Source organism: Niallia sp. FSL K6-0212 (genome assembly GCF_038007605.1).
Taxonomy (GTDB): Bacteria; Bacillota; Bacilli; order Bacillales; family Cytobacillaceae; genus Niallia; species Niallia circulans.
In genome coordinates this window covers 1,662,938-1,689,257 of record NZ_JBBOXL010000001.1, presented here as the reverse complement: position 1 = coordinate 1,689,257, position 26,320 = coordinate 1,662,938, and the positions used below count along the sequence as shown (strand labels likewise).

Below are 26,320 nucleotides of genomic sequence, written 5' to 3'. Positions count from 1 at the left end.
CTTTTCTAAATCTATATCGATTATTTTATCAGATAATTTTAGAGCTACAATTATTTAAAAACAACGTTCTTTGAGAATATCCTTAGAAAAATATTTTATTTGTTTTTTGTTGGTTAAAATTGGGCAAAGCTAATATTCCTTTTTAAAATGCTCTCTGCAACTCTTCTCATCTCCGACCATCCATTCTTACATGCCTTTTAGTTAGGAATGAATTATCCATTGTTTTTTAACTGGAAGCTTCATATTACAAATACATGCTGGCTTTTTTATAATAAATTACGTTATCTACATACTTTTATAAGACAGAAGGAATAATGTTGGAATAATGAATATAAATAGGAAGTTAGCCATAAGGAAGTTTAAAATATGAAATCTCAGATAGGTGTAATAAGAAAGGCTAAAGGATTAATGCAGAAATATGTTGCTCAACAGGTAAAAAGTTCTCATCAGCAATTGAACGATTTTGAAAATAATAGGGATTACCCTTGAATATAAAAGGCTTATAAGATCACTAAAATACTTAATCATATTGTAAATAACTTGTATATTTTGGAAGACTAAAAACCCTCTGCTAGTGTTGCTGATCCAACCAAGATCCTCCATTTTTCCAAATTTCTCCTACAAACAATAAACAGTCATCTTTTACGATGACTGTTTTGCTATACATATAATATCCAATTACTTATTACCTTCTATATATTCTAATATCTGTTCTCTAAATAGTTTAAATACTGGATTTGTACTTTCCTCATATATTCTTACTATTTTATTTATGAATTGTTTATCGTTTGTTAACTCATAGGTTATTAAATACCATGCAGATCTCCCTGCTGCATTTGAAATAATTTCATTTTCACTTTTTATTAAAACTAATAAATTCTGAAGTTGTTCATTAAGAACTTTTCCATCTTCACCATATAATTTTTCATAAGCACTGATACCATTTAAAACATCCGTAGTATCACTACTTTTTATTAGTTCTCTGGCTTCTTCTAAGGTGAAAACAATAGCACCATCTACTTCTTCCTCCTCTTCCTCGTATATGTACAAATTATCTAACATTTCATCAAATGAATCGAATAAGCGGATAAATTCATTTTCCTCTGAAAATATGTAAATTACACTTGGATTAGAAGAAGACTCATTATAATCTAATGCTAGCCACTCATGACCCTCTCCACTAAGTATTATTATATTTTCTCGTTCAATTTGCCATTCTTCCACAAAGTATTTCGTTTGAAATATTCCCTCACCCTGCTTAATTCCAAATAAATACTCTATTATAATATAATTGTCATCTTCCTCATGATTCTGTTTGAATGGTAGCGCATTATATTGTAATGTTCCACCATTTTTAATTTTTAATAAATCAATATATGATTTAGGTAATTTTACATTAAAATGTTTTTCTGCAAGTATAATATCATCTTGAACTAAGTCATCTAACGTATAATCATTAGCCCCACCCTTCCAAATATTCATATTTTTTCTCCCTCTTTTTTTAAAAATTGTCCGTTCATACTTTCTTTCCTCCCTCCCTTACTACTTACTAATAGGAGTTTTCTTTATTATAGATAGATATTCCTTTCTGTAGCTTCGAAATAAAGATTGATTAAAATATATTTGCTTTTTATTTTATCAAAGAATACAAAAAATCCATTTTGAAGAAAGATTATTCAAAATGGATTATCTATTAATAACTCTTTGACTTTTTTATAAGAAATTTTCGCTCCCTATTGAACTATTTAATTATCACTTCTGCTAGATTTTGTTAAGGCGTCTTTTCCATACATACGTTAAGGTAATAAAGATGTAGATGAAAAGTGTTATGATCGTTACGATGATGGATGTCGTGAGAATGATTCCAATCAGGATCATAATTAAAGCGATAATCGCAGCCCAAGTCGTATATGGGAACCATTTAACTGAATAGGCGCTTGTTTTTCCAGGCTGTTGTTTACGTGATTTCAAATGGGCGAAGGCAATGATCAACCAGATGAATAATACGGTATATCCCAGTGATCCCATCAGAAAATCGAAGGTCTTGCTTCCAGCAAATAAGGAAATCAGTACACCGCCAAATAAAGTAGAAGTACAAATTAATATTGCAAAAACAGGAACTTTCTTCTTGGATAAACTTGAAAAGATTTTCGGAATGCGGCCGTCCACGGCTTGCGTATATAGAACGCGGGATGAACCATACAATCCAGAATTCATCGATGAAATAATCGCTATTAGAACAACGGCGTTCATAATATGGTCAGCACCTGGAATCCCTATCATTTGAAAGACCATCACAAACGGACTTTCAGGCACCCCGTTTACTTCGTTCCAAGGAATTAAACTAACAATGATAAAAAATGGAATGATATAGAAAGAAATGATCCTGACCAATGTACTCCGAACGGCTTTTGGAACTACTTTTTCGGGATTTTTCGTTTCTGCCAATGTGACCCCGATAATTTCTGTCCCGCCATATGAATAAATTACCACCAGCATCGCCGTGATTAAACCAGTTGATCCATTCGGAAAGAAACCGCCATGATCAGTCAAGTTAGAGAAACCAACTGCTGTATGATCACCAAAAGTAACGAGCAGCAACAATAATCCAGCCATGATGAACACAATGATGACGGTTATTTTAATTAAAGCAAGCCAGTACTCCGTTTCAGCAAAAACCTTTACTGATAGCAAGTTGATTGCTGTAACTAACACCGAAACAGCTAATGCCAGTATCCAGATTGGATATTCAGGCAGCCAATATTGAATGAAAATAGCCGCAACGATTGATTCGGCCGTGATGTTCAATACCCACATTTTCCAATAGATCCAATCAAGGAAATAGGCAGGATACTTTCCTAAAATAGATTGGACAAGATCCCTGAATGTTCTTGCACCGCTATTACGGACCGCCATTTCAGCTAAACCTTGCATGATGAATAATAGAATGATGCCCCCTATCAAGTAGGCAATTATTGTGGATGGACCTGCCATATCAATTGCTGAACTGCTTCCTTTAAATAAACCTGCCCCAATGGCTCCACCTAATGCCATCATCGTAATATGCCTTGAAGTCATTGTCCTTTGTAAATTCCGTTTATCCGTTTCCATATCCTAACCTCCAAAAAAATCATAAAAGGCATATCGTCCCTTCTTCATTTGATTATGAAGAAAGAGACGATATGCCTTAAGCTTACCGCGGTACCACTCTTATTGGCCCTTTTCGAACCCTACTTTAAAAACCTTGTAACGAAGGTCAATCGTTAAAACCAGGAATAGATGAACTCTAATCTTTCGCTTTACCACTCCCAGGCAAGTTCAAAGTATCATTGGACTGCGTTGCACCAACCCGCAGCTCTCTTAACCGAATAATGAGCTTTTACTACTCCTGATCTTTGCGTTGTGAAAATTATATCTGAATATTTTTTATAATATCCAATACTATACGGACAATACGTGAATTTGTCAATATTTTTTTCAAGATAATAAATTAAAAGAAACAAACCATAAGAAAAATGTGGTGACATAGTTATATAAATAAATCAGGAAAATACTATCTAAAATATAATCTGATGCCTAATCCCCGGGAAAACTTGCAAGCGGCAACAAGTAAAGCTCCCCGGTTAGTGACTAAGTCAATTCTTCACAATCTTTCTTTTGGAAAGAGAAAGATGACCTTCACCTTGAAAATGATGAGTTAAAAATATTCCTTGATGCAGCTAAAAATTCGGAACATCCAGATGACTATGTAATTTTCTTAACTCTTGCTTGGACTGGATTGCGAGCTGGGGATATGGCCCTTAAATGGAAAGATATTGACTTTGAAGAACATACCATTAACGTTAATAAAACGTATTATAATACAAAGAACTTTCAACTAATTCCTCCAAAAAAAGGATCAATTCGAAAAATAGAAGTAGAAGAAGTTAATAATACACTAAAAAAACATCAACTTCCCCAAAAGGAAATAAAACTACAATTAGGGAAAGACTATTATGATAAAGATTTCGTTTTTGGAAGACTAAATGCGCCTTATTTTGGTTATCCACATTTTATTAAGACAATTGAAAACCGAATGGAGAGCTTACTAAAGAAAACGCCAGATATCCACAAAAAAACCATTAAGCCCTCATTCATTAAAGCAGACACACACTTCTCTTTTAGCAGACAGGAGTTGAATTACTTCATATCATGGATCGATTGGGACATAAAGAAGATGAAACAACTACACAAGTTTATCTTCACATTACTAAAGACAGAAAAAAGAAGCTTCCCAAAAGTTCACAGAACTCATGAGAAGCCTCCGTTATAAACCTCTATGTTAGCAAATCACTCTCATCTTACCAACAAATCCTTATCTATCAAGGGTTCAAGGGGCAGATTACATCATGCCGCCCATTCCGCCCATGCCACCCATGTCAGGCATTGCAGCACCTTGACCAGCTGGTTCTGGCTTGTCAGCAACTACAGCTTCTGTAGTTAAGAACATAGCAGCAACTGAACCTGCGTTTTGTAAGGCAGAACGAGTAACTTTAGTTGGATCAACGATACCAGCTTCGATCATGTTTACCCATTCGCCGTTAGCAGCGTTGAATCCTGTTCCCACTGGTTCGTTTTTCAATTTCTCAACGATTACGGATCCTTCTAGACCTGCGTTGAATGCGATTTGACGAACTGGTTCTTCGATCGCGCGTAGAACGATGTTGATACCAGTTGCTTCGTCGCCTTCTGCTTGGATAGCAGCTACTTTATTGTATACGTTTAGAAGTGCTGTACCACCACCTGCTACGATACCTTCTTCCACAGCAGCGCGAGTAGAGTTTAGAGCATCTTCGATACGTAGTTTGCGTTCTTTTAATTCTGTTTCTGTTGCAGCTCCAACTTTCACTACTGCTACACCGCCAGAAAGTTTTGCAAGACGTTCTTGTAATTTTTCACGGTCAAATTCAGAAGTAGTTTCTTCTAATTGAACACGGATTTGGTTTACACGTGCTTGGATATCTTCTGTTGAACCAGCACCTTCTACAATTGTAGTAGTCTCTTTTGTGATTACTACTTTTGCAGCGCGTCCTAAAGATTCAATAGATGTTGTCTTAAGCTCTAAGCCAAGATCTTCTGTGATTACTTGACCACCTGTTAAAACAGCGATATCTTCTAGCATTGCTTTACGACGATCACCGAATCCAGGAGCTTTAACAGCTACTGCAGTGAAAGTACCGCGAAGTTTGTTTAATACTAATGTAGCATTCGCTTCGCCTTCAACGTCTTCTGCAACGATTAATAATGGTTTACCTTGTTGAACAACTTGCTCTAACACTGGTAAAATTTCTTGAATGTTTGTAATCTTTTTATCTGTAATTAAGATATATGGATTTTCAAGAACAGCTTCCATTTTATCTGAGTCAGTTACCATGTAAGGTGATACATATCCACGGTCGAACTGCATACCTTCTACTACGTCTAGCTCAGTAGTGAAACCTTTTGATTCTTCGATTGTGATAACACCGTCGTTACCAACGCGTTCCATTGCTTCAGCAATTAATTGTCCTACTTCTTCATCTGCAGAAGAAATAGCAGCAACTTGTGCAATAGAAGCTTTGCCTTCGATTGGTTTAGAGATAGCTTTTAATTCCTCAATCGCAGTTGAGATTGCTCTGTCCATCCCTTTACGGATACCCATTGGGTTAGCTCCAGCAGTAACGTTTTTAAGTCCTTCGCGGATCATTGCTTGTGCTAGAACTGTTGCTGTTGTTGTACCGTCTCCAGCAACATCATTTGTTTTGCTTGCTACTTCTGCAACTAGTTTTGCACCCATGTTTTCGAATGCATCTTCTAATTCGATTTCTTTTGCAATTGTTACACCATCATTTGTAATAAGTGGTGAACCATATTTTTTTTCAAGAACCACGTTACGTCCTTTTGGTCCAAGCGTTACTTTAACAGCGTCTGCTAGAGCGTCTACCCCACGCAGCATTGCACGGCGAGCTTCTTCACTAAATTTAATATCTTTAGCCATTTTGAAAAACCTCCTCAAGTATTGTTATCTCATGTATTTTTATAATTCAGTAATCTCTTATGTTAAAATAAAGTTAGCCAATAATAGCTAAAATGTCGCTTTCGCGAAGGATTAAATATTCTTTCCCTTCGTACTTCACTTCAGTACCAGAGTATTTTGAGAAGATAATGCGGTCATCAACAGATACTTCAAGCGCAGCACGTTCTCCGTTGTCTAGTACACGACCAGTTCCTACAGCTACTACTTTACCTTCTTGAGGCTTTTCTTTAGCAGAGTCTGGTAATACGATACCACTTGCAGTTTTTTCTTCTGTTTCAACAAGCTCAATAATAATGCGATCTCCTAATGGCTTTAACAAGTGAAACAACCTCCTCAAATTATATACAAATTTTTTATTATTAGCACTCAATCACAATGAGTGCTAACACAATTATTATATTAATTAATCTTTTCTCAGAATGCAAGAGACAAGACTTATTTTTTCGTAAATTTTTTTCTAGTTTCTTTTGCCCTTACAAAGTATATACCTTTACGCCTTAAATATTCATTCTTTCTATTATTTTAGTTGCTACTATTTGAAACAAGACACTCCTTATTAGTAGAATAGAAAGTATGATTGTCTGTTATCTTCAATATAATATGAACAGATCAGCTTAGATATAATTCCTATGTCACAAACTTTTAAACCATATTTATTTAAAGGAGCTTTTATTTTGAAAAAAGAATATTGGATTATCATAATAGCTTACATTGCCATGCAGCTCTCTACTTTTGTTGGAGTTCCTGTTATTCTTTTTATCGCTGGTTTGCTTGGGTATAACCCAGCATCTAAAGCGATTCAATTCCAATCTAACGTTATTTGGTTGATATTTAGTTTTGTCGTTACCCTTATAATCTGTCTTTTTCTGTTAAGAAAAGAAATGAGAAATCCAATGCGTTCCGATATGATGAATATTCCTTCTTCTATCGGCTGGGCAATCGGGGGCATTTTTCTATCTTTATTTGCACAAACCTTCGCAGGCATAATCGAACGACTATTAGGCATAGAAGCTGGATCGGAAAACACAGAGCAAATCATGCAGCTTATTAATGCTGCACCTCTTGTCATTATCGTAGTAAGTATGATTGGACCCATTCTCGAGGAAATTGTGTTTCGTAAAATTATTTTCGGTTCCCTATATAAGCGGTTCGGATTTTTTATCTCTGCACTAATTAGCTCCCTTATCTTTGCGGTTGCTCATAGAGATTTCTCCCATATTCTACTATATGCAAGCATGGGATTTACATTTGCTTTCCTATATGTGAGGACCAAAAGGATTCTTGTGCCAATCTTCGCCCATGTCGCAATGAATTCATTCGTAGTTATCATGCAATTAAACTATGATAGAATTATCGAATGGCAGGAAAAGTACTCAGGCGTCACACACTTTATTGGAGGATTTTTATAAAATGAGAAGATCACCGCTATTTTCAGGAGTTCTATATATTATATTCGGAGCTTTCTTTATATACTTTGCAGTACATGATTTACAACGAAACCAAGAATGGGGATTTTATACATATTTACTAGTCATCCTCGCGACCTTTGATATCGGTTCAGGAATTAAGCTAATCAATTTTCACTTTTTCCTGAAAAAAAACCAACGCGACACTAAAAAACCAAAACAATAATCAAGTCCGTTGGCTTCTGTTGGAAATCAACGAGCAAAAATTTCTCAAAAAAATGCGTGTATAAGAATGTAGTTCCCTCTACACTCTTATACACGCATTTCCTTTTTATTCTTCCGTTTCCTCAGCCTCTACTTCTACTTCCGCATCCGGAGTAGGATAATGTTTTAAGAAATAAACAAGAGATTGCAGCTCTACTGCTAAGTCAATATGATGAACTCGTACATTTGATGGCACATTTAGACGAGCAGGAGTAAAGTTCAATATCCCTTTAATATTACTTTCCACTAAACGATCAGTAATTATCTGAGCAGCACTTGCAGGAACCGTTAATATCGCCACTTCTACTCCATTTTCTTGCAGAACTTTCTCTAGATCATCCATATGATGAATCGGCACATCGTTCACTAAAGTGCCAATCTTTTCTTCTATCACATCGAATCCCACTTCTATTTTTGTGTTATTATTTTTTAAGAAGTTATATTTTAAAAAGGCAACCCCCAGATTACCAACACCAATTAAAGCAACCTTTGTTAGTTCATCTTGATCTAATGTTTTACGGAAAAATGACAATAAATAGTTTACATTATAACCATATCCTTTTTTTCCAAGAGCACCAAAATATGAAAAATCCCGTCTTATCGTAGCAGAATCAACCTTGACTGCTTCACTTAATTCAGCGGAAGAAACTCTCTGCTTTCCCGATGAATGCAAGTTTTTTAAAAAACGATAATATAATGGTAACCGCTTCGCTGTTGCCTGCGGTATTTTCATTACTTCATTATGCATACTTATCCCCTACCTATATTTAAAAATTAGCAGTTATTTCTACTGCTCTCTTTTGTAATTGCCGCTTTTTCCACCCGATTTCTCGACTAAATAGGTGTGCCCAATTACCATCCCTTTATCCATGCTTTTACACATATCATAAATAGTTAACGCTGTGACAGAAGCAGCAGTTAAGGCTTCCATTTCCACACCCGTACTCCCAACTGTCTTTACCGTTGCTGAAATAATTAGGTGGAAAAATCCTGCCTCTTCTTCCCATCGAAACGATATATCGACACCCTTCAACATAATTGGGTGACACATAGGGATAATATCAGCCGTTTTCTTAGCAGCCATAATTCCTGCCACTTGCCCAACAGCTAAGACATCCCCTTTTTTGATTTCTAGATTTGTGATTTTCTGATAGATTTCTTCCCTTACTTTAATGCTAGATTGAGCAACAGCTATGCGAACGGTTTCACTTTTTTCTGAGATATCAACCATTTTTGCACGGCCCTCATGATTAAAATGTGTAAACTCCCCCATAATAACACCTCTAAGCAAAATGATACACTATTTTAAAGAGAATGTGTATTTATTATCACTTTTTTCCCATTTCACCTTTATTGCAGTATAACGTATTTTTAGGTTACACTTATGGTACATAATCCCCTGAGGTGAAGAAATGATACTATTACAAGTAAATCAGCTAACCAAGCACTTTGGAGCTGAACTTATCTTATCAAATATAAAATTAGAAGTACAAGCAAGAGATAGAATCGCTCTCGTGGGAAGAAATGGTGCTGGGAAGTCTACCTTATTAAAAATAATTGCTGGACAACTGTCTCATGACTCTGGTGAAATCATAAAACCGAAAAATGTCGAAATAGGCTATCTCGCCCAAAATACAGGGCTGGAATCAAGTCTTTCCATTTGGGATGAGATGTTAACTGTATTCCATGAACTTCAAATAAAAGAGAAGCATTTAAGAAAACTGGAACGACAGATGTCGGATCCTGGCACTATCGAGAACCCAGATGCTTTTGAGAAAATTTTAAAAGAATATGACAATCTGCAATACGATTTTAAGGAAAGTGGCGGCTATCAATACGAAGCAGATATACGTTCCGTTTTACACGGACTTAACTTTAATACATTCGATTACAGTACTAAAATTTCCTCTTTAAGTGGTGGCCAGAAAACAAGACTGGCATTAGCTAAACTGCTTCTTACGACACCAGATATTTTAATTCTAGATGAGCCGACTAACCATTTAGATATTGAAACACTTTCCTGGTTAGAGCAATACTTGCAAGGCTATAAAGGAGCCGTATTAATCGTTTCCCATGACCGTTACTTCCTTGACAAAGTAGTAACACAAGTCTATGAAATATCTAGACATCATATTCAAAAGTTTCTCGGTAACTATAGCGGTTATCTTGAGCAAAAAGCAGAAAATTATGAGCGTGAAATGAAACTTTATGAAAAGCAGCAAGATGAAATTGCCAAACTAGAAACATTTATTCAAAAAAACTTAGCACGTGCATCTACTACCAAAAGAGCACAAAGCCGTAGAAAGACATTGGATAAAATGGAACGGATGGATCGTCCAGACGGAAATGAAAAATCAGCTTCTTTTGGGTTTGAAATTACAAAACAAACAGGAAATGATGTTTTAAAAATGGATGATCTTTCTATTGGTTATAAAGATAATACTGTATCCAAACACATATCCTTCCAAATAAAACGAGGAGATAGTGTGGCATTAGTCGGACCAAACGGTGTTGGTAAATCTACTTTATTAAAGACAATTATTGAAAAGCTGCCAAAGCATGCTGGCTCCATTTCACTTGGATCAAATGTAATGATCGGCTACTATGATCAAGAACAAGCGGAATTGACATCAAACAAACGCGTATTAAATGAATTATGGGATGATTTTCCACTAACTCCTGAAAAAGATATCCGAACAGTACTTGGTAACTTCTTATTCTCAGGTGATGATGTTTTAAAAACAGTTAACTCATTAAGCGGCGGGGAAAAAGCGCGTTTAGCATTGTCCAAATTAATGATGGAAAAACCCAATGTATTAATATTGGACGAGCCAACTAACCATTTAGATTTAGATAGTAAAGAAGTACTTGAAAATGCTCTAATTGATTATCCGGGCACCATTTTATTTGTTTCACATGATCGTTATTTTATAAATAGAATCGCAACAAAAGTGATTGAATTAAGTGCAGAGGGATCTACAGAATTCTTAGGTGACTACGATTATTATGTGGAAAAGAAGTTAGAACAAGCAGAGATTAAAGCATTGGAAGCAACGGCTTCTATTCAGGTTGAACGTGACAATGGTACAGAAGACAAAACATCTTACCAGATGGATAAGGAAGCCAAAAAGCTAGAAAGACAAAGAATAAGAAGAATTGAAGAAATTGAAACAACGATCGAAGAACTAGAACTAAAAGTATCGGAACAGGAAAATCTCCTATGTGAACCTGAAATTTTTCAGGACCATGCCAAGGTTTTAGAACTAAATAACAGCCTTGAACAGTTAAAAGGTCAAATTGATCGTTTGATGGATGAATGGACCGAATTGTCAGATAAGTAAAAAGTACTGGGTATGCCAATACCCAGTACTTTTTTTCCACATTATTATCCACATATTAAAGAGTTATTATATAAGCTTTCCACATATTTACCCACATTATCCACAAAACAATAATAAGTTATACACATTATCCACATTTTATGTATATAACATCATATTTATTCACAATTACTCTTTTCTATGCATCTAAGTAAAAAGGCTTATTCCTTTTCATTGTGGATAGTTATATCTAATCCTGGATTTCCGTTTAAATCCAATTGTGCCCGCTGTCCTTTTTCGAAGAAAATGGTACCTGCTGCTGCAATCATTGCTGCATTATCTGTGCATAAAGATAATGGAGGAATGGTTAACTTTACAGATTCTAACTGTTCAAATTTCTCTGCAAGTACTGTTCTTAAACCCTTGTTAGCAGCAACACCGCCCGCTAATACAACTTGTTTTACCTTGTATTCCTTTGCTGCTTCCATAGTCTTTGAAACTAATACATCCACTACACTTTCCTGAAAACTAGCAGCCAAGTCCTCTGGTCTAATAACTTCTCCACGTTGTTCAGCGTTATGCACAGTGTTGATAACTGCAGATTTTAATCCACTGAAACTAAAATCATACGTGCCTTCTATCCATGCCCGTGGCAGCTTTACGGCTTTTGGGTCTCCCTCGCTTGCTAATCGATCGATATGAGGACCACCTGGATAAGGAAGCTGGAGCGTTCTTGCGACTTTATCATATGCTTCGCCAGCCGCATCATCCCTTGTTTCTCCAATAACCTCAAAGTGACCATGCTCTTTCATTAATACTAATTCGGTATGACCACCAGAAACCACAAGCGCTAATAAAGGGAATTCTAAGTTATCCACAAGTCGATTAGCATAAATATGCCCAGCAATATGATGTACACCAACTAAGGGGATATCATGTGCAAAACTTATTGCTTTAGCTGCATTTACACCTATTAAAAGAGCACCGACTAAACCAGGACCTTCCGTTACAGCAATAGCATCTATCTCCTCATAGCTTATCTGTGCTTTCGAGAGGGCCTCTTCAATCACAAGCGTAATCTGCTCCACATGATGTCTTGAAGCAATTTCTGGAACTACTCCGCCAAATCGTTTATGACTTTCTATTTGAGAAGAAACAATATTAGAAAGGATTTCTGTTCCGTTTTTTACAATAGAAACAGCCGTCTCATCACAGCTTGTTTCCATGCCCATTATTATTACATTATTATTCTTCATAATTTCACCCACATTACTAAAGCATCTTCTAGATTATCTGTATAATACTTCTTTCTAATTGCTCCATTTTGAAATCCAAGTTTTCTATATAAATTTTGTGCTACTTTATTTGTTACACGAACTTCTAGTGTCATAGTAGTTGCACCAAGCTTCCTTGCTTCATCCATAATCTTTGTGAGCAGCATTTCACCAAGTTTTTTCCCTCTAAAATCAGGCAGAATAGCGATATTTGTAATATGTGCTTCATCTACAACAATCCATACACCACAATATCCAACAAGCTCGTCTTCATATTGGATGACAATATATTTTGCAAACCGATTTTGGGTCAGCTCATTATAAAAAGCCTCTTTGCTCCATGGAGTACTAAAAGAAATCGTTTCAATTTTAAAAACATCATCGATATCCGCGACTGTCATATTGCGAAATTCAAATGTTGACATTATCCCCTGTCTTCCTTTTTCTCTATTTTATTTGCCTTCAGCCAATTTGCCTCTGCTTCTGCTAAGCGAATATAATTAGGGGTAAACGTATGTATCGCTTCTCCCTCTCTAGCTTCCCCTAACATTGCAAGAATCGACGGTCTAGGATTAAAGTCCACAGCATCTGTTAACTGAGCAAACTCTCCTAATCCTTCTGTTAAGATATCTTGGTGTATAGGTAAGTCATTTCCTACAAACAATATTCGCTGTTTTAATGGGACAAGTTCCTCTATCCAATCAGTTGAAAGGATTAACTGATCATTTTTTACGATCTCGATATCATTTCTGCTAAATTGATAAAGTCCTGTGTAAATCTGTCCTCTTCTCGCATCAAATAAGGGAGAAACATATCCATCAAAGTATCTTCCCACAGATGCAGCAAGCACTTCTAAACTAGAAACACCTACGAGTGGGATGTTCAACGTCCAAGCCAGCGTTTTCGCAATGGTAACACCAATACGCACACCTGTATAAGATCCTGGACCTTTTGCTACCACAATTTTAGAAAGATCCTTTGGTTTTATATCACAGTCCTTCATTAACTGTTCAATTGCTGGCATTGCTCTAATCGAATGATTCTTTTTTAGGTTTGTAATATACTCCCCGATTACCTTCCCATTCTCATATAAGGCAACCCCTAATACAAAATTTGATGTATCTATTGCTAATATCTTCATGAAAATAACTCCTTACATAATTGCATATAACGGGAGCCCTTAGGTGATAAGACAATTTTTCTTCCCGATGTATTATCATAGTATAAGTTAATCTGCAGATAATCCACTGGTAACTGCTCCTCAATCAAATGAGCCCACTCCACTACTGTAACGCCTTCACCCTCGAAATACTCATCAAATCCTAAATCCTCATCGCTATCCTTTAAACGATAAACATCCATATGATACAATGGCAATTTCCCTTGATACTCTTTAATTATTGTAAAGGTAGGACTATTAACTGTTTTAGTTATCCCTAACCCTTTCGCTATTCCTTTTGTAAAAGTTGTTTTGCCAGCACCTAAATCACCTTCTAAAGTGATTACATCTCCTGCTTGTAAAAGCCATGCAATCCGCTCAGCAAAATCAATCGTTCCTTCCGCAGTATCTGCCTTCCATTCAAAGTTATTCATAAATTACTCCTAATACAAATTTAATAATGGTATTATCTTTTATTATACTCAATTACCCACTGAGTCTAAAGGTAGTCTTTTGTTTTTTGTGGAAAACCTTCTGATCTTGCGATTTTATTTTTTTTTAGTTATCCACAGTCTCTCCATTTAAAGAATTCCTAGACGAACAAAAAAATCCTTAGGTTTCATTCCTAAGGATTTTTCATTGTTTGATTGCGGGGACAGGATTTGAACCTGCGACCTTCGGGTTATGAGCCCGACGAGCTACCAGACTGCTCCACCCCGCGACGATATAAAATAATAAAAGCCTGGCGACGTCCTACTCTCACAGGGGGAGAACCCCCAACTACCATCGGCGCTGAGAAGCTTAACTTCCGTGTTCGGTATGGGAACGGGTGTGACCTTCTCGCTATCGCCACCAGACTATTTATTTTTGAGGTTATTCCCTCAAAACTAGATTATGAAGTAAAAGAAAGAATGAGTAATCAGTATTGTCCAGCTCCAACGCCGATAAACAGGCGTTTCCGCTTTTCATTTTAGTTAAGTCCTCGATCTATTAGTATCAGTCAGCTCCACATGTCGCCACGCTTCCACCTCTGACCTATCAACCTGATCATCTTTCAGGGATCTTACTAGCTTGCGCTATGGGAAATCTCATCTTGAGGGGGGCTTCATGCTTAGATGCTTTCAGCACTTATCCCTTCCGCACATAGCTACCCAGCGATGCCTTTGGCAAGACAACTGGTACACCAGCGGTGCGTCCATCCCGGTCCTCTCGTACTAAGGACAGCTCCTCTCAAATTTCCTACGCCCACGACGGATAGGGACCGAACTGTCTCACGACGTTCTGAACCCAGCTCGCGTACCGCTTTAATGGGCGAACAGCCCAACCCTTGGGACCGACTACAGCCCCAGGATGCGATGAGCCGACATCGAGGTGCCAAACCTCCCCGTCGATGTGGACTCTTGGGGGAGATAAGCCTGTTATCCCCGGGGTAGCTTTTATCCGTTGAGCGATGGCCCTTCCATGCGGAACCACCGGATCACTAAGCCCGACTTTCGTCCCTGCTCGACTTGTAGGTCTCGCAGTCAAGCTCCCTTGTGCCTTTACACTCTACGAATGATTTCCAACCATTCTGAGGGAACCTTTGGGCGCCTCCGTTACTTTTTAGGAGGCGACCGCCCCAGTCAAACTGCCCACCTGACACTGTCTCCCACCCCGATCAGGGGTGCGGGTTAGAATGTCAATACAGCCAGGGTAGTATCCCACCAATGCCTCCACCGAAGCTGGCGCTCCGGCTTCCAAGGCTCCTACCTATCCTGTACAAGCTGTACCAAAATTCAATATCAGGCTGCAGTAAAGCTCCACGGGGTCTTTCCGTCCTGTCGCGGGTAACCTGCATCTTCACAGGTACTATAATTTCACCGAGTCTCTCGTTGAGACAGTGCCCAGATCGTTACACCTTTCGTGCGGGTCGGAACTTACCCGACAAGGAATTTCGCTACCTTAGGACCGTTATAGTTACGGCCGCCGTTTACTGGGGCTTCAATTCAGAGCTTCGCACTAACGTGCTAACCCCTCCTCTTAACCTTCCAGCACCGGGCAGGTGTCAGCCCCTATACTTCGCCTTGCGGCTTCGCAGAGACCTGTGTTTTTGCTAAACAGTCGCCTGGGCCTATTCACTGCGGCTCTCGCAGGCTTGCACCCGCAAGAGCACCCCTTCTCCCGAAGTTACGGGGTCATTTTGCCGAGTTCCTTAACGAGAGTTCTCTCGCTCACCTTAGGATTCTCTCCTCGCCTACCTGTGTCGGTTTGCGGTACGGGCACCCTAAATCTCGCTAGAGGCTTTTCTTGGCAGTGTGGAATCAGGAACTTCGGTACTATATTTCCCTCGCCGTCACAGCTCCGCTTATGTGGTAATGGGATTTGCCTCATTACCAGCCTAACTGCTTGGACGTGCTAATCCAACAGCACGCTTACCCTATCCTCCTGCGTCCCCCCATTGCTCAAACGATTTAAAGGTGGTACAGGAATATCAACCTGTTGTCCATCGCCTACGCTTTTCAGCCTCGGCTTAGGTCCCGACTAACCCTGAGCGGACGAGCCTTCCTCAGGAAACCTTAGGCATTCGGTGGATGAGATTCTCACTCATCTTTCGCTACTCATACCGGCATTCTCACTTCTAAGCGCTCCACCAGTCCTTACGGTCTAGCTTCAACGCCCTTAGAACGCTCTCCTACCACTGACATCATAGATGTCAATCCACAGCTTCGGTGATACGTTTAGCCCCGGTACATTTTCGGCGCAGAGTCACTCGACCAGTGAGCTATTACGCACTCTTTAAATGGTGGCTGCTTCTAAGCCAACATCCTGGTTGTCTAAGCAACTCCACATCCTTTTCCACTTAACGTATACTTTGGGACCTTAGCTGGTGGTCTGGGCTGTTTCCCTCTTGACCACGGATCTTATCACTCGTAGTCTGACTCCCAAGAATAAGTATTTGGCATTCGGAGTTTGTCTGAATTCGGTAACCCGATGGGGGCCCCTAGTCCAAACAGTGCTCTACCTCCAATACTCTAAATCTTGAGGCTAGCCCTAAAGCTATTTCGGAGAGAACCAGCTATCTCCAAGTTCGATTGGAATTTCTCCGCTACCCACACCTCATCCCCGCACTTTTCAACGTGCGTGGGTTCGGGCCTCCATCCAGTGTTACCTGGACTTCACCCTGGACATGGGTAGATCACCTGGTTTCGGGTCTACAACCACATACTATTTCGCCCTATTCAGACTCGCTTTCGCTGCGGCTCCGTCTCTTCAACTTAACCTCGCATGTAATCGTAACTCGCCGGTTCATTCTACAAAAGGCACGCTATCACCCATAAAAGGGCTCTAACTACTTGTAGGCACACGGTTTCAGGATCTATTTCACTCCCCTTCCGGGGTGCTTTTCACCTTTCCCTCACGGTACTGGTTCACTATCGGTCACTAGGGAGTATTTAGCCTTGGGAGATGGTCCTCCCTGCTTCCGACGGGATTTCTCGTGTCCCGCCGTACTCAGGATACACTCAAGAGGGAACGAAGTTTCGACTACAGGGTTTTTACCTTCTACGACTGACCTTTCCAGATCGATTCGTCTACCCCGTTCCTTTGTAACTCCATATAGAGTGTCCTACAACCCCAAGAGGCAAGCCTCTTGGTTTGGGCTAATCCCGTTTCGCTCGCCGCTACTCAGGGAATCGCGTTTGCTTTCTCTTCCTCCGGGTACTTAGATGTTTCAGTTCCCCGGGTCTGCCTTCAGTACCCTATGTATTCAGGTAAAGATTCTATCCCATTACGGATAGAGGGTTTCCCCATTCGGAAATCTCTGGATCAAAGCTTACTTACAGCTCCCCAAAGCATATCGGTGTTAATCCCGTCCTTCATCGGCTCCTAGTGCCAAGGCATCCACCGTGCGCCCTTTCTAACTTAACTTAGTTTCGACCAAAGATAAGCGGCGTATCTCTTCGTCAGCTTCTTCACTCTGCTCCTCACGTACTGTCGTACGCTCCGGTGCTCGTTCGATCGCTTCCTTGACCTACTTGCTTCTCTTTGCTCTCCAATCTTTGAAGGAGTATTCGTTTAATACGATTACTTTCCAAAGAAGTAATTCTCTAAAATAGAGAATCTAAGATGGCGATTACTCGGTTTCTTTCTTGGTTCTTACTTTTCATAATCTAGTTTTCAAGGAACAATTTCGGCTAAAGATATACTTCGCATCTCTTCGTCAGCTTCTTCGCTCTGCTCCTCACGTACTGTTGTACGCTCCGGTGCTCGCGCATTCGCTTCCTTGATCTACCCGTTTCTCTTTACCCTCAAACTTATTACTGTTTTTGAGGAATTGCTCCCTCAAAACTGAACAACCAATCGTCAACAATCTTTGATGGAATGTAAATTCCATTTTCCTTAGAAAGGAGGTGATCCAGCCGCACCTTCCGATACGGCTACCTTGTTACGACTTCACCCCAATCATCTATCCCACCTTAGGCGGCTGGCTCCAAAAGGTTACCCCACCGACTTCGGGTGTTACAAACTCTCGTGGTGTGACGGGCGGTGTGTACAAGGCCCGGGAACGTATTCACCGCGGCATGCTGATCCGCGATTACTAGCGATTCCAGCTTCATGTAGGCGAGTTGCAGCCTACAATCCGAACTGAGAATGGTTTTATGGGATTTGCTCGACCTCGCGGTTTTGCTGCCCTTTGTACCATCCATTGTAGCACGTGTGTAGCCCAGGTCATAAGGGGCATGATGATTTGACGTCATCCCCACCTTCCTCCGGTTTGTCACCGGCAGTCACCTTAGAGTGCCCAACTGAATGCTGGCAACTAAGATCAAGGGTTGCGCTCGTTGCGGGACTTAACCCAACATCTCACGACACGAGCTGACGACAACCATGCACCACCTGTCACTCTGTCCCCCGAAGGGGAACGTCCTATCTCTAGGAGTGTCAGAGGATGTCAAGACCTGGTAAGGTTCTTCGCGTTGCTTCGAATTAAACCACATGCTCCACCGCTTGTGCGGGCCCCCGTCAATTCCTTTGAGTTTCAGCCTTGCGGCCGTACTCCCCAGGCGGAGTGCTTAATGCGTTTGCTGCAGCACTAAAGGGCGGAAACCCTCTAACACTTAGCACTCATCGTTTACGGCGTGGACTACCAGGGTATCTAATCCTGTTTGCTCCCCACGCTTTCGCGCCTCAGCGTCAGTTACAGACCAAAGAGTCGCCTTCGCCACTGGTGTTCCTCCACATCTCTACGCATTTCACCGCTACACGTGGAATTCCACTCTTCTCTTCTGCACTCAAGTCCCCCAGTTTCCAATGACCCTCCACGGTTGAGCCGTGGGCTTTCACATCAGACTTAAAGGACCGCCTGCGCGCGCTTTACGCCCAATAATTCCGGACAACGCTTGCCACCTACGTATTACCGCGGCTGCTGGCACGTAGTTAGCCGTGGCTTTCTGGTTAGGTACCGTCAAGGTACAAGCAGTTACTCTTGTACTTGTTCTTCCCTAACAACAGAGTTTTACGATCCGAAAACCTTCATCACTCACGCGGCGTTGCTCCGTCAGACTTTCGTCCATTGCGGAAGATTCCCTACTGCTGCCTCCCGTAGGAGTCTGGGCCGTGTCTCAGTCCCAGTGTGGCCGATCACCCTCTCAGGTCGGCTACGCATCGTCGCCTTGGTGAGCCGTTACCTCACCAACTAGCTAATGCGCCGCGGGCCCATCTGTAAGTGACAGCGTAAACCGTCTTTCAGCTTTTCCTCATGAGAGGAAAAGGATTATCCGGTATTAGCTCCGGTTTCCCGAAGTTATCCCAGTCTTACAGGCAGGTTGCCCACGTGTTACTCACCCGTCCGCCGCTAACTTTAAAAGCAAGCTTTTAAAGTCCGCTCGACTTGCATGTATTAGGCACGCCGCCAGCGTTCGTCCTGAGCCAGGATCAAACTCTCCAATAAAGAGTTGATTAGCTCATTGCTAAACTCTAGCTTTTTATTACTTTTTTTGTTTTACAACATTCGTTATAAAACGATTATTGTTGACGTTTGTTTGTTCAGTTTTCAAAGAGCAATAAAATAAAATGGAGCGGGTGATGGGAATCGAACCCACGACATCAGCTTGGAAGGCTGAGGTTTTACCATTAAACTACACCCGCATAATAAGAGTGATATACTTTTTTTGCTTGACGAACATTCATGGTCGGGAAGACAGGATTCGAACCTGCGACCCCTTGGTCCCAAACCAAGTGCTCTACCAAGCTGAGCTACTTCCCGAATATGGCGCGCCCGAAAGGAGTCGAACCCATAACCTTCTGATCCGTAGTCAGACGCTCTATCCAATTGAGCTACGGGCGCATATTTCCGAAAGCGACTTTATAATCATACAATATTTTTTATCGGCTGTCAACACTTTTTTTGATGCGGCCGAGAGGACTTGAACCTCCACGGGGTTAACCCCCACTAGGCCCTCAACCTAGCGCGTCTGCCATTCCGCCACGACCGCACTATAAGAGATGATCCATTGTACATTCATAAATCTGTTTCGTTCATCAAAATTAGATGGTGCGGGTGAAGGGAGTCGAACCCCCACGCCTTGCGGCGCTAGATCCTAAGTCTAGTGCGTCTGCCAATTCCGCCACACCCGCTTATTCTAATATATAATGGTGAGCCATGGAGGATTCGAACCTCCGACCCTCTGATTAAAAGTCAGATGCTCTACCGACTGAGCTAATGGCTCTTGGCTGGGCTAGCTGGATTCGAACCAACGAATGACGGAGTCAAAGTCCGTTGCCTTACCGCTTGGCTATAGCCCAATATTAAATATAAATGGCGGTCCGGACGGGACTCGAACCCGCGACCTCCTGCGTGACAGGCAGGCATTCTAACCAACTGAACTACCGGACCAAACTTTTTTATAAAATAATAAATGACCCGTACGGGATTCGAACCCGTGTTACCGCCGTGAAAGGGCGGTGTCTTAACCGCTTGACCAACGGGCCATAATACCACCAAATTGCTTTCTGGCGGAGAAGGAGGGATTTGAACCCTCGCGTCGCTTACGCGACCTACACCCTTAGCAGGGGCGCCTCTTCAGCCTCTTGAGTACTTCCCCAAAAAAATGGCTCCGCAGGTAGGACTCGAACCTACGACCGTTCGGTTAACAGCCGAATGCTCTACCACTGAGCTACTGCGGAATAATTGTCATCGACATATTTGTTATCAAAAGAAACAATCACTAGCAGCGTTATAACAACTGCTCTCTTGTCGACTCTTTACATTATAAGGACATATAAATAATAAGTCAAGCACCTTTCAAAACTTTTTTTAAAACACAATCCATCCATCTTTCATTACTTATCCATCTGAATCACTTCTTCTAATTTTAATCTTCCCTTACATTTCCCACAAACATACTTTTTTATATCCATTCTTTTTCTTCTCGTATATTGCTGTTTACAGGAAACACAAGAGTAAATAAGTATTTTCTTCGATTTCCCTCTCTTACTTTCAACTGGTAACGGTGAACAATATCTTGGACCACCTACCATTTTTAGAAGAGATTTAAAATCGGCATCCTTGTGCTGATATCCTTTGTTTAATAAATGAAGATGATAATGACATAATTCATGTTTTATAATCCCTACTAATTCATCCAAACCCATCAGATCATAATATGTTTTATTGATTTCAATATTATGAGTGCTTAACAAATATCTTCCACCAATGGTTCTTAATCGCGGATTAAAAATTGCCTTGTGCTCAAAACTTCTTTTAAAGTAATCCCACGATATATTCTCCACTAACTTTTGTAATTCCTCATTTGTCATCGTACCGCTCATTCCTCCTCAACAAGACAAACCATTATAGCATACAATAGTTTTATAACTTACTAAAACGTACACAATCATGTAATTATGTTAAATTGATAATTCTATAATCTCACCTTAAACTAGGCAATTTTCTACCTTTTTTAGTTATCGGCATGAAAGGCTAAAGCAAATTTATCTTTTTTTAGCTAGCCAAAATCAAAAAACAAGGAGTGAATATAATGCCTAATTGGTTACAAAACCAAATCAAAAAAGCTTTCTATGAAAAAAATAGCTATCAAGTCAAGCTGTTGAATCAATGCTGGTATTACTATTGCCGCAAAAATACTGCTAATTAACTTTTCATTATAAAATGAACTCACTTTCTCTTTATAAACTAAGAATACCTGCGTTATCTCTTCCATCAACGCAGGCTTCTTTTTATTGCTATTTTTCTTCTTTTGGATTTAGCATCGTTAGTGCAACTCTTCCTTTGTTATGGTCGACGCTGTCTACCCAAACAGTAACAACATCTCCCACACCTACTATATCAAGGGGATGCTTAACAAACTTATTGCTTAGCTTCGAAATATGGACCAAGCCATCTTGCTTTACACCAATATCTATAAACGCCCCAAAATCAACTACATTTCGCACCGTTCCTTGTAGTTCCATGCCCGTTTGCAGATCCTCTAGTTTCAATACATCTTTTCTTAATAATGGTGCAGCTAAATCGTCACGTGGATCTCGGGATGGACGAACTAATGCCTCAATAATATCCTTTAGCGTTAATTCCCCTATATTAAGTTCCTGTGCACTTTCCTTCAGATTAACCTTTGTTAATGCTTCCCTTAAAGCTGTAGTACCGATATCTTTTGTTTTAAATCCTAATGTAGATAAGAGTTTTTTTACTTCATCGTAATGCTCTGGATGTATGCCCGTTCTATCTAAAGGCTCCTCTCCATCCAATACACGTAGGAACCCAATTGCCTGCTCATATGTTTTTGCACCTAAGCGCGGTATCTTCTTTAATTGTTTTCGACTTATGAATTTCCCTTCTTCTTCTCGTTTCTTTACGATATTATTAGCAACCGCTTTGGAAAGACCCGCAACATATTGTAACAAAGAAGGAGATGCTGTATTTACATTAACCCCAACTTGGTTAACTGCTGTTTCTACTACAAAGTGCAATGATTCTGCTAATTTTTTTTGAGATACATCATGTTGATATTGACCAACTCCAACGGATTTTGGATCAATTTTAACCAATTCAGCAAGCGGATCTTGCAGTCTTCTCGCTATCGATACAGCACTTCTTTCTTCTACTTGGAAATCCGGGAACTCTTCTCTAGCAATTTCTGAAGCAGAATATACACTCGCTCCCGCTTCATTCACTATTAAATAATAGATTTCTTTATTTTGGTTTTTTAGCATATCTGCTACAAATTGTTCCGTTTCTCTTGAAGCAGTACCATTACCTACTGCAACCATTTCAATATCATATCGATCTAGGATTTCTTGGAACTTTGCTTTTGCTTCTGCTGCTTTAGATACAGGCGGATGAGGATAGATAACCCCTATTTCTAATACTTTTCCTGTTTCATCTACTACCGCTAACTTACAGCCTGTCCGATATGCTGGATCCACTCCAAGAACCATTTTCCCCTTTAGGGGTGGCTGTAATAATAGATTGCGAAGATTCTCTGAGAAAATGTGTATTGCCTGTTCTTCCGCTTTCTCAGTTAACTCATTTCTTATTTCCCTTTCGATGGATGGCTGAATAAGACGTTTATAGCCATCATCAATAGCTTCTTTTATGATTAATCCTTCAGGGGATTGGGCATTTGTTAACCACTTTTTCTCCAAGTATTCAGTAATTACTTCTATCGGAGCAACGATGGCTACTTTTAAAATATCTTCTTTTTCACCTCTATTTAAAGCTAAAGTTCGATGAGGGACAATTTTATTTACTGGTTCTTCATATTCATAATACATTTCATAAATATTTTTTTCGTCCTTCTCTACCTTTTTAGCGCTAGACTGAATTTTCCCAGTAAGCATTGTCTTATTTCTTATCCATTTTCTGCTCTCTGCATCATCTGATATCTGTTCTGCCAATATATCTTTCGCTCCATTAATTGCATCCTCAATGGATAAGACTTCTTTTTCCTCCGAGATGTATTTATTTGCTTCTTCTTCTAAAGAGTTTTTCTTTTCTTTACTAATTAACCATTCTGCAAAAGGCTCCAGCCCTTTTTCTTTTGCAATGGTTGCTTTTGTTCGACGCTTTTGTTTATACGGACGATATAAATCTTCTACTTCTTGTAGCTTAATTGCCTTTATAATGTTGTTATGCAGCTCTTCTGTGAGCTTCCCCTGTTCCTCAATTAAACGAATAACTTCTTCTTTTCGTTGTGCTAAGTTTTGAATATATGTATACCGATCAATGATATCTTTTATTTGCACCTCATCTAGTGCCCCTGTTTGTTCCTTTCTATATCTAGCAATAAAAGGAACCGTATTTCCATCTTCTATTAATGTAATAACGCTTTTCACTTGTTTAATTGATACACTCTGTTCTTTTGCTATAATCGCTAAATAGTTCTGTCCTTTTTCCTGTTCCAAAGCCTTCTCCATAACACTCACTATCCTTTCTAGATCCGTCGAACATCACGTAAATTATTATTCCATTATTTTTATACTTGGAAGTAATACCTTTTATTTTGATCTATCTCTATTTTATCAAAAGGTTCTTGGAAAACATATTATCAACATAAAGGAAATTCCATCCCTTCCTTTCTCTTTCTATTTTACTAGCTTATAGGTTTCACTATCGAAGCAAAGGATACGGCTAAATGAATGAACTTTCATTTTGAACAAAAAAAAGCTTACTTTTCAAAGTAAGCTTCCTAGTATAAAAGTAGAATCATCGTTAGAATTATTATATTTCCCAATAATATCATCTGCTATGGACCTAATAGGCAAATATCCTCTTAGCAAATTTTTAATTCCTTGAATATTAAATCCATCGGAAAAAACAAGAAATTTAGCATGATTTTCAAAAGTAAAACGTTGTGTATGATAATGTTGAGGCCTTCCTGATAAATACCCCGTTACTGGGAGTGGATATGTCAGTTTACCTGAAGGAGAATAAAGAAAGAATCGTATGTTGCCTACACAACTGTAAACAATTGTCTTAGAAGCATAGTTTATTTTAAAAACACAAACAGCAGCTCCTCTTTTCTTGACTAGAACATTATTCGATAGTTCCATTAATTCATCTACAGACTTCCCATGGTTTTCTTTAATTATCTCCGTAACTGCAACGGATGCCTCGTTTGCATATTCGCCGCTGCCAAGTCCATCTGCTAATACACAAACAAAGTATTCATCCGTTGATGTATAAAAGAAACTATCTCCACAAAGGGTTTTCCCTTTCTTGCTAGTCTGATAGGAAAGCACATGAACATTATTGTCTTTCAACTCATTCATAAGATAAACTCCGAATTACTGGTCTCCGCCTGAATTGCTTCTTGCAGCTTTTTGATTGCTCTTCTCTGAAGTCTAGAAACATGCATCTGAGAAATCCCCAGCTTCTCTCCAGCTTCCTTCTGACTAAGATTATCCAAGTATGTATATTGAATAATACTCTTCTCTCTCTCTGTTAGTACATGGAGTACTTTTTCCAGCACTAACTTTTGATTTACTTTTTCAAAGCCTTGATCTACATCTCCGACAATATCTAGAAGTGTAACAGTTCCACCTTCCGAATCTGCTTCAATCGAATGATCAACAGACAATGCTTGATAACTTCTTCCCATTTCCATTGCTTCTAGCACTTCTTCTTCAGATACATCTAAATAATCGGCGATTTCATCCACCTTTGGAGAACGCTGTAAATCGGTAGTAAGCTGCTCAACCGTCTTCTTTATTTTAGGACCAAGCTCTTTTATTCTTCTGGGTACATGAACACTCCAAGTTTTATCTCTTAAAAACCGTTTAATTTCTCCAATTATGGTTGGAACCGCAAAGGCTTCAAAACTTTTTCCGAAGCTTTCATCATAGCGATGAATAGCCCCTATTAATCCAATGATTCCAACCTGTGTGATATCCTCATGAAACATTTTACCTTTAGAATACTTTCGTGCCAGCATTTCTACTAAATCGCGATAGTTTATAACAAGCGCTTCTTGCGCCTTCTCATTTTGTGTACTTTGAAAGTCTTTAATTAAAGCATTTACTTCTTCTTTTGATAAATGGCGATTAGGTTGAGATTGTTTCTGCATCCCTCTCCACCTGCTCTCCTTCGAGGTATTTTGTCATGAAAACAGTTACCCCGTTATTATGGTGAATCTTGACTTCATCCATTAATGTTTCGATCAAGTATAGGCCAAGTCCTCCTTCACGAAGAAATTCCACCGACTCATCCTGCTCATACGGACCCAGATCCTTTGTAGTGGAATGAAAGTCAAAGCTTTTCCCATTATCGGCTACAATGACTTCTAATCGATCATTATATAATCGAAATCCAACTAAAACTTCTCCTGCGTCTTTATTTTTATACGCATGTTGCACAGCATTTGTACAGGCTTCACTTGTTGCTATCTTTAAGTCTTCAATTTCATCGTAGCTAAAGCCCATTCTGCTTGCAATCCCAGACAACGTTAAGCGAATTATCCCAACATACTCTGGTTTAGAAGGAATTTTCATTTCGATGTACTCAAAATGACTCATTGTATTCCACCTTCTATCTTGCTATTTATGTCTATAATGTCTGCTAATCCGGTTATTTCAAACAATCTGATTAAGCGGCTTGATAGACCTACTAACTTAAATTCACCATTATTCGCTCGAACATTCTTAAATATGCCTACAAATACACCTAAACCAGTACTATCCATATAATTTACATCGGATAAATCTATTATCATTTTTATTCCTTTTTTCTCAGAGAAGGAATAAATCCGCTCCCTTAATTTCGGAGCAGTATACGCATCAATTTCACCAGAAACCTTAACTTCTACATCCAATTCTTTTTCTTTTACATCTATTATGATATTCATCCC

At 39.4% G+C, this 26,320-nt stretch carries 22 protein-coding genes, 12 tRNA genes, 3 rRNA genes and 1 other annotated feature; of the genes, 6 read left to right on the top strand and 31 right to left on the bottom strand.

Translation table 11 applies throughout. From position 1 onward, the window contains the following. The first annotated feature begins 366 nt into the window (after nucleotides 1-366). Nucleotides 367-489 carry a hypothetical protein gene (locus tag MHH96_RS08005; RefSeq protein WP_321198363.1) on the top strand — a complete coding sequence of 41 codons (123 nt, stop codon included), beginning with the start codon at nucleotides 367-369 and terminating at the stop codon, nucleotides 487-489. Between the two features lie 189 nt (nucleotides 490-678). Here MHH96_RS08005 and MHH96_RS08000 read toward each other — a convergent pair whose 3' ends face one another. Next, nucleotides 679-1,482 (bottom strand): SMI1/KNR4 family protein, encoded by an 804-nt coding sequence (locus MHH96_RS08000; RefSeq protein WP_095259363.1) that lies wholly within the window; start codon nucleotides 1,480-1,482, stop codon nucleotides 679-681. A 279-nt stretch (nucleotides 1,483-1,761) separates the two neighbouring features. Next, nucleotides 1,762-3,111 (bottom strand): amino acid permease, encoded by a 1,350-nt coding sequence (locus tag MHH96_RS07995; protein ID WP_095259364.1) that lies wholly within the window; start codon nucleotides 3,109-3,111, stop codon nucleotides 1,762-1,764. Nucleotides 3,112-3,170: 59 nt separating this feature from the next. Continuing rightward, nucleotides 3,171-3,405 (bottom strand) — a binding site (T-box leader). 388 nt (nucleotides 3,406-3,793) lie between these two features. On the opposite strand from MHH96_RS07995, the gene MHH96_RS07990 reads away from it, so the two are divergent. Further along, nucleotides 3,794-4,312, top strand: coding sequence for a hypothetical protein (locus MHH96_RS07990; protein ID WP_341117044.1), 519 nt, complete (start codon nucleotides 3,794-3,796; stop codon nucleotides 4,310-4,312). A 69-nt stretch (nucleotides 4,313-4,381) separates the two neighbouring features. Here the strand turns inward: MHH96_RS07990 and groL are convergent, their stop codons facing one another. Continuing rightward, on the bottom strand, nucleotides 4,382-6,016 hold the full coding sequence (gene groL, locus MHH96_RS07985) for a chaperonin GroEL (protein ID WP_047943331.1): 1,635 nt from the start codon (nucleotides 6,014-6,016) through the stop codon (nucleotides 4,382-4,384). A gap of 73 nt (nucleotides 6,017-6,089) precedes the next feature. Next, nucleotides 6,090-6,374 carry a co-chaperone GroES gene (gene groES, locus MHH96_RS07980; protein WP_047943330.1) on the bottom strand — a complete coding sequence of 95 codons (285 nt, stop codon included), beginning with the start codon at nucleotides 6,372-6,374 and terminating at the stop codon, nucleotides 6,090-6,092. A gap of 355 nt (nucleotides 6,375-6,729) precedes the next feature. Between groES and MHH96_RS07975 the strand changes: the two genes are divergently transcribed. Further along, a complete protein-coding gene (locus MHH96_RS07975) occupies nucleotides 6,730-7,464 on the top strand; it encodes a CPBP family intramembrane glutamic endopeptidase (RefSeq protein WP_047943329.1) in 735 nt (244 codons plus the stop codon). Nucleotide 7,465: 1 nt separating this feature from the next. Continuing rightward, complete coding sequence (locus tag MHH96_RS07970) at nucleotides 7,466-7,687, top strand: YdiK family protein (RefSeq protein WP_047943328.1); 222 nt, start codon at nucleotides 7,466-7,468, stop codon at nucleotides 7,685-7,687. Nucleotides 7,688-7,792: 105 nt separating this feature from the next. Here MHH96_RS07970 and MHH96_RS07965 read toward each other — a convergent pair whose 3' ends face one another. Beyond that, nucleotides 7,793-8,473 (bottom strand): redox-sensing transcriptional repressor Rex, encoded by a 681-nt coding sequence (locus tag MHH96_RS07965; RefSeq protein ID WP_047943327.1) that lies wholly within the window; start codon nucleotides 8,471-8,473, stop codon nucleotides 7,793-7,795. Nucleotides 8,474-8,512: 39 nt separating this feature from the next. Further along, nucleotides 8,513-8,998: a cyclic pyranopterin monophosphate synthase MoaC gene (moaC, locus tag MHH96_RS07960; protein WP_047943326.1), complete on the bottom strand. Its 486-nt coding sequence runs from the start codon at nucleotides 8,996-8,998 to the stop codon at nucleotides 8,513-8,515. 139 nt (nucleotides 8,999-9,137) lie between these two features. Here moaC and MHH96_RS07955 point away from each other — a divergent pair, with 139 nt between their 5' ends. Continuing rightward, on the top strand, nucleotides 9,138-11,066 hold the full coding sequence (locus MHH96_RS07955; protein ID WP_047943325.1) for an ABC-F family ATP-binding cassette domain-containing protein: 1,929 nt from the start codon (nucleotides 9,138-9,140) through the stop codon (nucleotides 11,064-11,066). A 200-nt stretch (nucleotides 11,067-11,266) separates the two neighbouring features. On the opposite strand, the gene tsaD is transcribed toward MHH96_RS07955, so the two are convergent. The 20 genes from tsaD to MHH96_RS07855 form a co-directional block, all read right to left on the bottom strand. Next, nucleotides 11,267-12,301: a tRNA (adenosine(37)-N6)-threonylcarbamoyltransferase complex transferase subunit TsaD gene (gene tsaD, locus MHH96_RS07950; RefSeq protein ID WP_047943324.1), complete on the bottom strand. Its 1,035-nt coding sequence runs from the start codon at nucleotides 12,299-12,301 to the stop codon at nucleotides 11,267-11,269. Then, nucleotides 12,298-12,744, bottom strand: a complete 447-nt coding sequence (rimI, locus tag MHH96_RS07945; RefSeq protein WP_047943323.1) for a ribosomal protein S18-alanine N-acetyltransferase — start codon at nucleotides 12,742-12,744, stop codon at nucleotides 12,298-12,300. The genes tsaD and rimI overlap by 4 nt, the downstream gene beginning before the upstream one ends. Next, complete coding sequence (gene tsaB, locus MHH96_RS07940) at nucleotides 12,744-13,460, bottom strand: tRNA (adenosine(37)-N6)-threonylcarbamoyltransferase complex dimerization subunit type 1 TsaB (RefSeq protein ID WP_047943322.1); 717 nt, start codon at nucleotides 13,458-13,460, stop codon at nucleotides 12,744-12,746. Before tsaB ends, rimI begins: the two co-directional genes overlap by 1 nt. Next, nucleotides 13,457-13,912 carry a tRNA (adenosine(37)-N6)-threonylcarbamoyltransferase complex ATPase subunit type 1 TsaE gene (gene tsaE, locus MHH96_RS07935; RefSeq protein WP_047943321.1) on the bottom strand — a complete coding sequence of 152 codons (456 nt, stop codon included), beginning with the start codon at nucleotides 13,910-13,912 and terminating at the stop codon, nucleotides 13,457-13,459. Before tsaE ends, tsaB begins: the two co-directional genes overlap by 4 nt. A gap of 213 nt (nucleotides 13,913-14,125) precedes the next feature. Then, nucleotides 14,126-14,199, bottom strand: a tRNA-Met gene (locus tag MHH96_RS07930). A 19-nt stretch (nucleotides 14,200-14,218) separates the two neighbouring features. Next, nucleotides 14,219-14,335, bottom strand: a 5S ribosomal RNA gene (rrf, locus tag MHH96_RS07925). 113 nt (nucleotides 14,336-14,448) lie between these two features. Continuing rightward, nucleotides 14,449-17,384, bottom strand: a 23S ribosomal RNA gene (locus MHH96_RS07920). Between the two features lie 475 nt (nucleotides 17,385-17,859). Continuing rightward, a 16S ribosomal RNA gene (locus MHH96_RS07915) occupies nucleotides 17,860-19,407 on the bottom strand. The 16S, 23S and 5S rRNA genes sit together here with 12 tRNA genes alongside, the layout of an rRNA operon. 123 nt (nucleotides 19,408-19,530) lie before the next feature. Beyond that, nucleotides 19,531-19,604, bottom strand: a tRNA-Gly gene (locus tag MHH96_RS07910). Between the two features lie 41 nt (nucleotides 19,605-19,645). Further along, a tRNA-Pro gene (locus tag MHH96_RS07905) sits at nucleotides 19,646-19,722 on the bottom strand. Nucleotides 19,723-19,726: 4 nt separating this feature from the next. Next, nucleotides 19,727-19,803, bottom strand: a tRNA-Arg gene (locus MHH96_RS07900). Between the two features lie 64 nt (nucleotides 19,804-19,867). Beyond that, nucleotides 19,868-19,951 (bottom strand) — tRNA-Leu (locus MHH96_RS07895). A 57-nt stretch (nucleotides 19,952-20,008) separates the two neighbouring features. Beyond that, nucleotides 20,009-20,093: transfer RNA gene (locus MHH96_RS07890), tRNA-Leu, on the bottom strand. Nucleotides 20,094-20,109: 16 nt separating this feature from the next. Then, nucleotides 20,110-20,185 (bottom strand) — tRNA-Lys (locus tag MHH96_RS07885). A 1-nt stretch (nucleotide 20,186) separates the two neighbouring features. Further along, nucleotides 20,187-20,261: transfer RNA gene (locus tag MHH96_RS07880), tRNA-Gln, on the bottom strand. Nucleotides 20,262-20,275: 14 nt separating this feature from the next. Further along, nucleotides 20,276-20,352: transfer RNA gene (locus MHH96_RS07875), tRNA-Asp, on the bottom strand. A gap of 23 nt (nucleotides 20,353-20,375) precedes the next feature. After that, a tRNA-Glu gene (locus tag MHH96_RS07870) sits at nucleotides 20,376-20,447 on the bottom strand. Nucleotides 20,448-20,469: 22 nt separating this feature from the next. Further along, a tRNA-Ser gene (locus MHH96_RS07865) sits at nucleotides 20,470-20,560 on the bottom strand. A gap of 7 nt (nucleotides 20,561-20,567) precedes the next feature. Further along, nucleotides 20,568-20,642: transfer RNA gene (locus MHH96_RS07860), tRNA-Asn, on the bottom strand. Between the two features lie 156 nt (nucleotides 20,643-20,798). Continuing rightward, a complete protein-coding gene (locus MHH96_RS07855) occupies nucleotides 20,799-21,275 on the bottom strand; it encodes a SprT family protein (protein WP_341118111.1) in 477 nt (158 codons plus the stop codon). Nucleotides 21,276-21,496: 221 nt separating this feature from the next. Here MHH96_RS07855 and cmpA point away from each other — a divergent pair, with 221 nt between their 5' ends. Next, complete coding sequence (gene cmpA, locus MHH96_RS07850; protein ID WP_095258007.1) at nucleotides 21,497-21,613, top strand: cortex morphogenetic protein CmpA; 117 nt, start codon at nucleotides 21,497-21,499, stop codon at nucleotides 21,611-21,613. Nucleotides 21,614-21,701: 88 nt separating this feature from the next. On the opposite strand, the gene MHH96_RS07845 is transcribed toward cmpA, so the two are convergent. The 5 genes from MHH96_RS07845 to MHH96_RS07825 all read right to left on the bottom strand — a co-directional run bounded on the left by MHH96_RS07845 (nucleotide 21,702) and on the right by MHH96_RS07825 (nucleotide 26,317). After that, complete coding sequence (locus tag MHH96_RS07845) at nucleotides 21,702-23,891, bottom strand: Tex family protein (protein WP_047944170.1); 2,190 nt, start codon at nucleotides 23,889-23,891, stop codon at nucleotides 21,702-21,704. Between the two features lie 258 nt (nucleotides 23,892-24,149). After that, entirely contained in the window at nucleotides 24,150-24,746 is a 597-nt protein-coding gene (locus tag MHH96_RS07840) for a PP2C family serine/threonine-protein phosphatase (RefSeq protein WP_047944171.1), read from the bottom strand. Continuing rightward, nucleotides 24,743-25,540: an RNA polymerase sigma factor SigB gene (gene sigB, locus MHH96_RS07835; RefSeq protein WP_047944172.1), complete on the bottom strand. Its 798-nt coding sequence runs from the start codon at nucleotides 25,538-25,540 to the stop codon at nucleotides 24,743-24,745. The genes MHH96_RS07840 and sigB overlap by 4 nt, the downstream gene beginning before the upstream one ends. Next, nucleotides 25,518-25,988: an anti-sigma B factor RsbW gene (gene rsbW / locus MHH96_RS07830; RefSeq protein WP_047944173.1), complete on the bottom strand. Its 471-nt coding sequence runs from the start codon at nucleotides 25,986-25,988 to the stop codon at nucleotides 25,518-25,520. The genes sigB and rsbW overlap by 23 nt, the downstream gene beginning before the upstream one ends. Continuing rightward, on the bottom strand, nucleotides 25,985-26,317 hold the full coding sequence (locus tag MHH96_RS07825) for an anti-sigma factor antagonist (protein ID WP_047944175.1): 333 nt from the start codon (nucleotides 26,315-26,317) through the stop codon (nucleotides 25,985-25,987). Before MHH96_RS07825 ends, rsbW begins: the two co-directional genes overlap by 4 nt. Nucleotides 26,318-26,320 lie beyond the last annotated feature (3 nt).

Coding starts and splice junctions, on each gene's coding strand:
- MHH96_RS08005 (WP_321198363.1), top strand. CDS start 367: ATGAAATCTCAGATAGGTGTAATAAGAAAGGCTAAAGGATTAATGCAG.
- MHH96_RS08000 (WP_095259363.1), bottom strand. CDS start 1,482: ATGAATATTTGGAAGGGTGGGGCTAATGATTATACGTTAGATGACTTA.
- MHH96_RS07995 (WP_095259364.1), bottom strand. CDS start 3,111: ATGGAAACGGATAAACGGAATTTACAAAGGACAATGACTTCAAGGCAT.
- MHH96_RS07990 (WP_341117044.1), top strand. CDS start 3,794: ATGGCCCTTAAATGGAAAGATATTGACTTTGAAGAACATACCATTAAC.
- groL (WP_047943331.1), bottom strand. CDS start 6,016: ATGGCTAAAGATATTAAATTTAGTGAAGAAGCTCGCCGTGCAATGCTG.
- MHH96_RS07970 (WP_047943328.1), top strand. CDS start 7,466: ATGAGAAGATCACCGCTATTTTCAGGAGTTCTATATATTATATTCGGA.
- MHH96_RS07965 (WP_047943327.1), bottom strand. CDS start 8,473: ATGCATAATGAAGTAATGAAAATACCGCAGGCAACAGCGAAGCGGTTA.
- moaC (WP_047943326.1), bottom strand. CDS start 8,998: ATGGGGGAGTTTACACATTTTAATCATGAGGGCCGTGCAAAAATGGTT.
- MHH96_RS07955 (WP_047943325.1), top strand. CDS start 9,138: ATGATACTATTACAAGTAAATCAGCTAACCAAGCACTTTGGAGCTGAA.
- tsaD (WP_047943324.1), bottom strand. CDS start 12,301: ATGAAGAATAATAATGTAATAATAATGGGCATGGAAACAAGCTGTGAT.
- rimI (WP_047943323.1), bottom strand. CDS start 12,744: ATGTCAACATTTGAATTTCGCAATATGACAGTCGCGGATATCGATGAT.
- tsaB (WP_047943322.1), bottom strand. CDS start 13,460: ATGAAGATATTAGCAATAGATACATCAAATTTTGTATTAGGGGTTGCC.
- tsaE (WP_047943321.1), bottom strand. CDS start 13,912: ATGAATAACTTTGAATGGAAGGCAGATACTGCGGAAGGAACGATTGAT.
- MHH96_RS07855 (WP_341118111.1), bottom strand. CDS start 21,275: ATGACAAATGAGGAATTACAAAAGTTAGTGGAGAATATATCGTGGGAT.
- cmpA (WP_095258007.1), top strand. CDS start 21,497: ATGCCTAATTGGTTACAAAACCAAATCAAAAAAGCTTTCTATGAAAAA.
- MHH96_RS07845 (WP_047944170.1), bottom strand. CDS start 23,891: ATGGAGAAGGCTTTGGAACAGGAAAAAGGACAGAACTATTTAGCGATT.
- MHH96_RS07840 (WP_047944171.1), bottom strand. CDS start 24,746: ATGAATGAGTTGAAAGACAATAATGTTCATGTGCTTTCCTATCAGACT.
- sigB (WP_047944172.1), bottom strand. CDS start 25,540: ATGCAGAAACAATCTCAACCTAATCGCCATTTATCAAAAGAAGAAGTA.
- rsbW (WP_047944173.1), bottom strand. CDS start 25,988: ATGAGTCATTTTGAGTACATCGAAATGAAAATTCCTTCTAAACCAGAG.
- MHH96_RS07825 (WP_047944175.1), bottom strand. CDS start 26,317: ATGAATATCATAATAGATGTAAAAGAAAAAGAATTGGATGTAGAAGTT.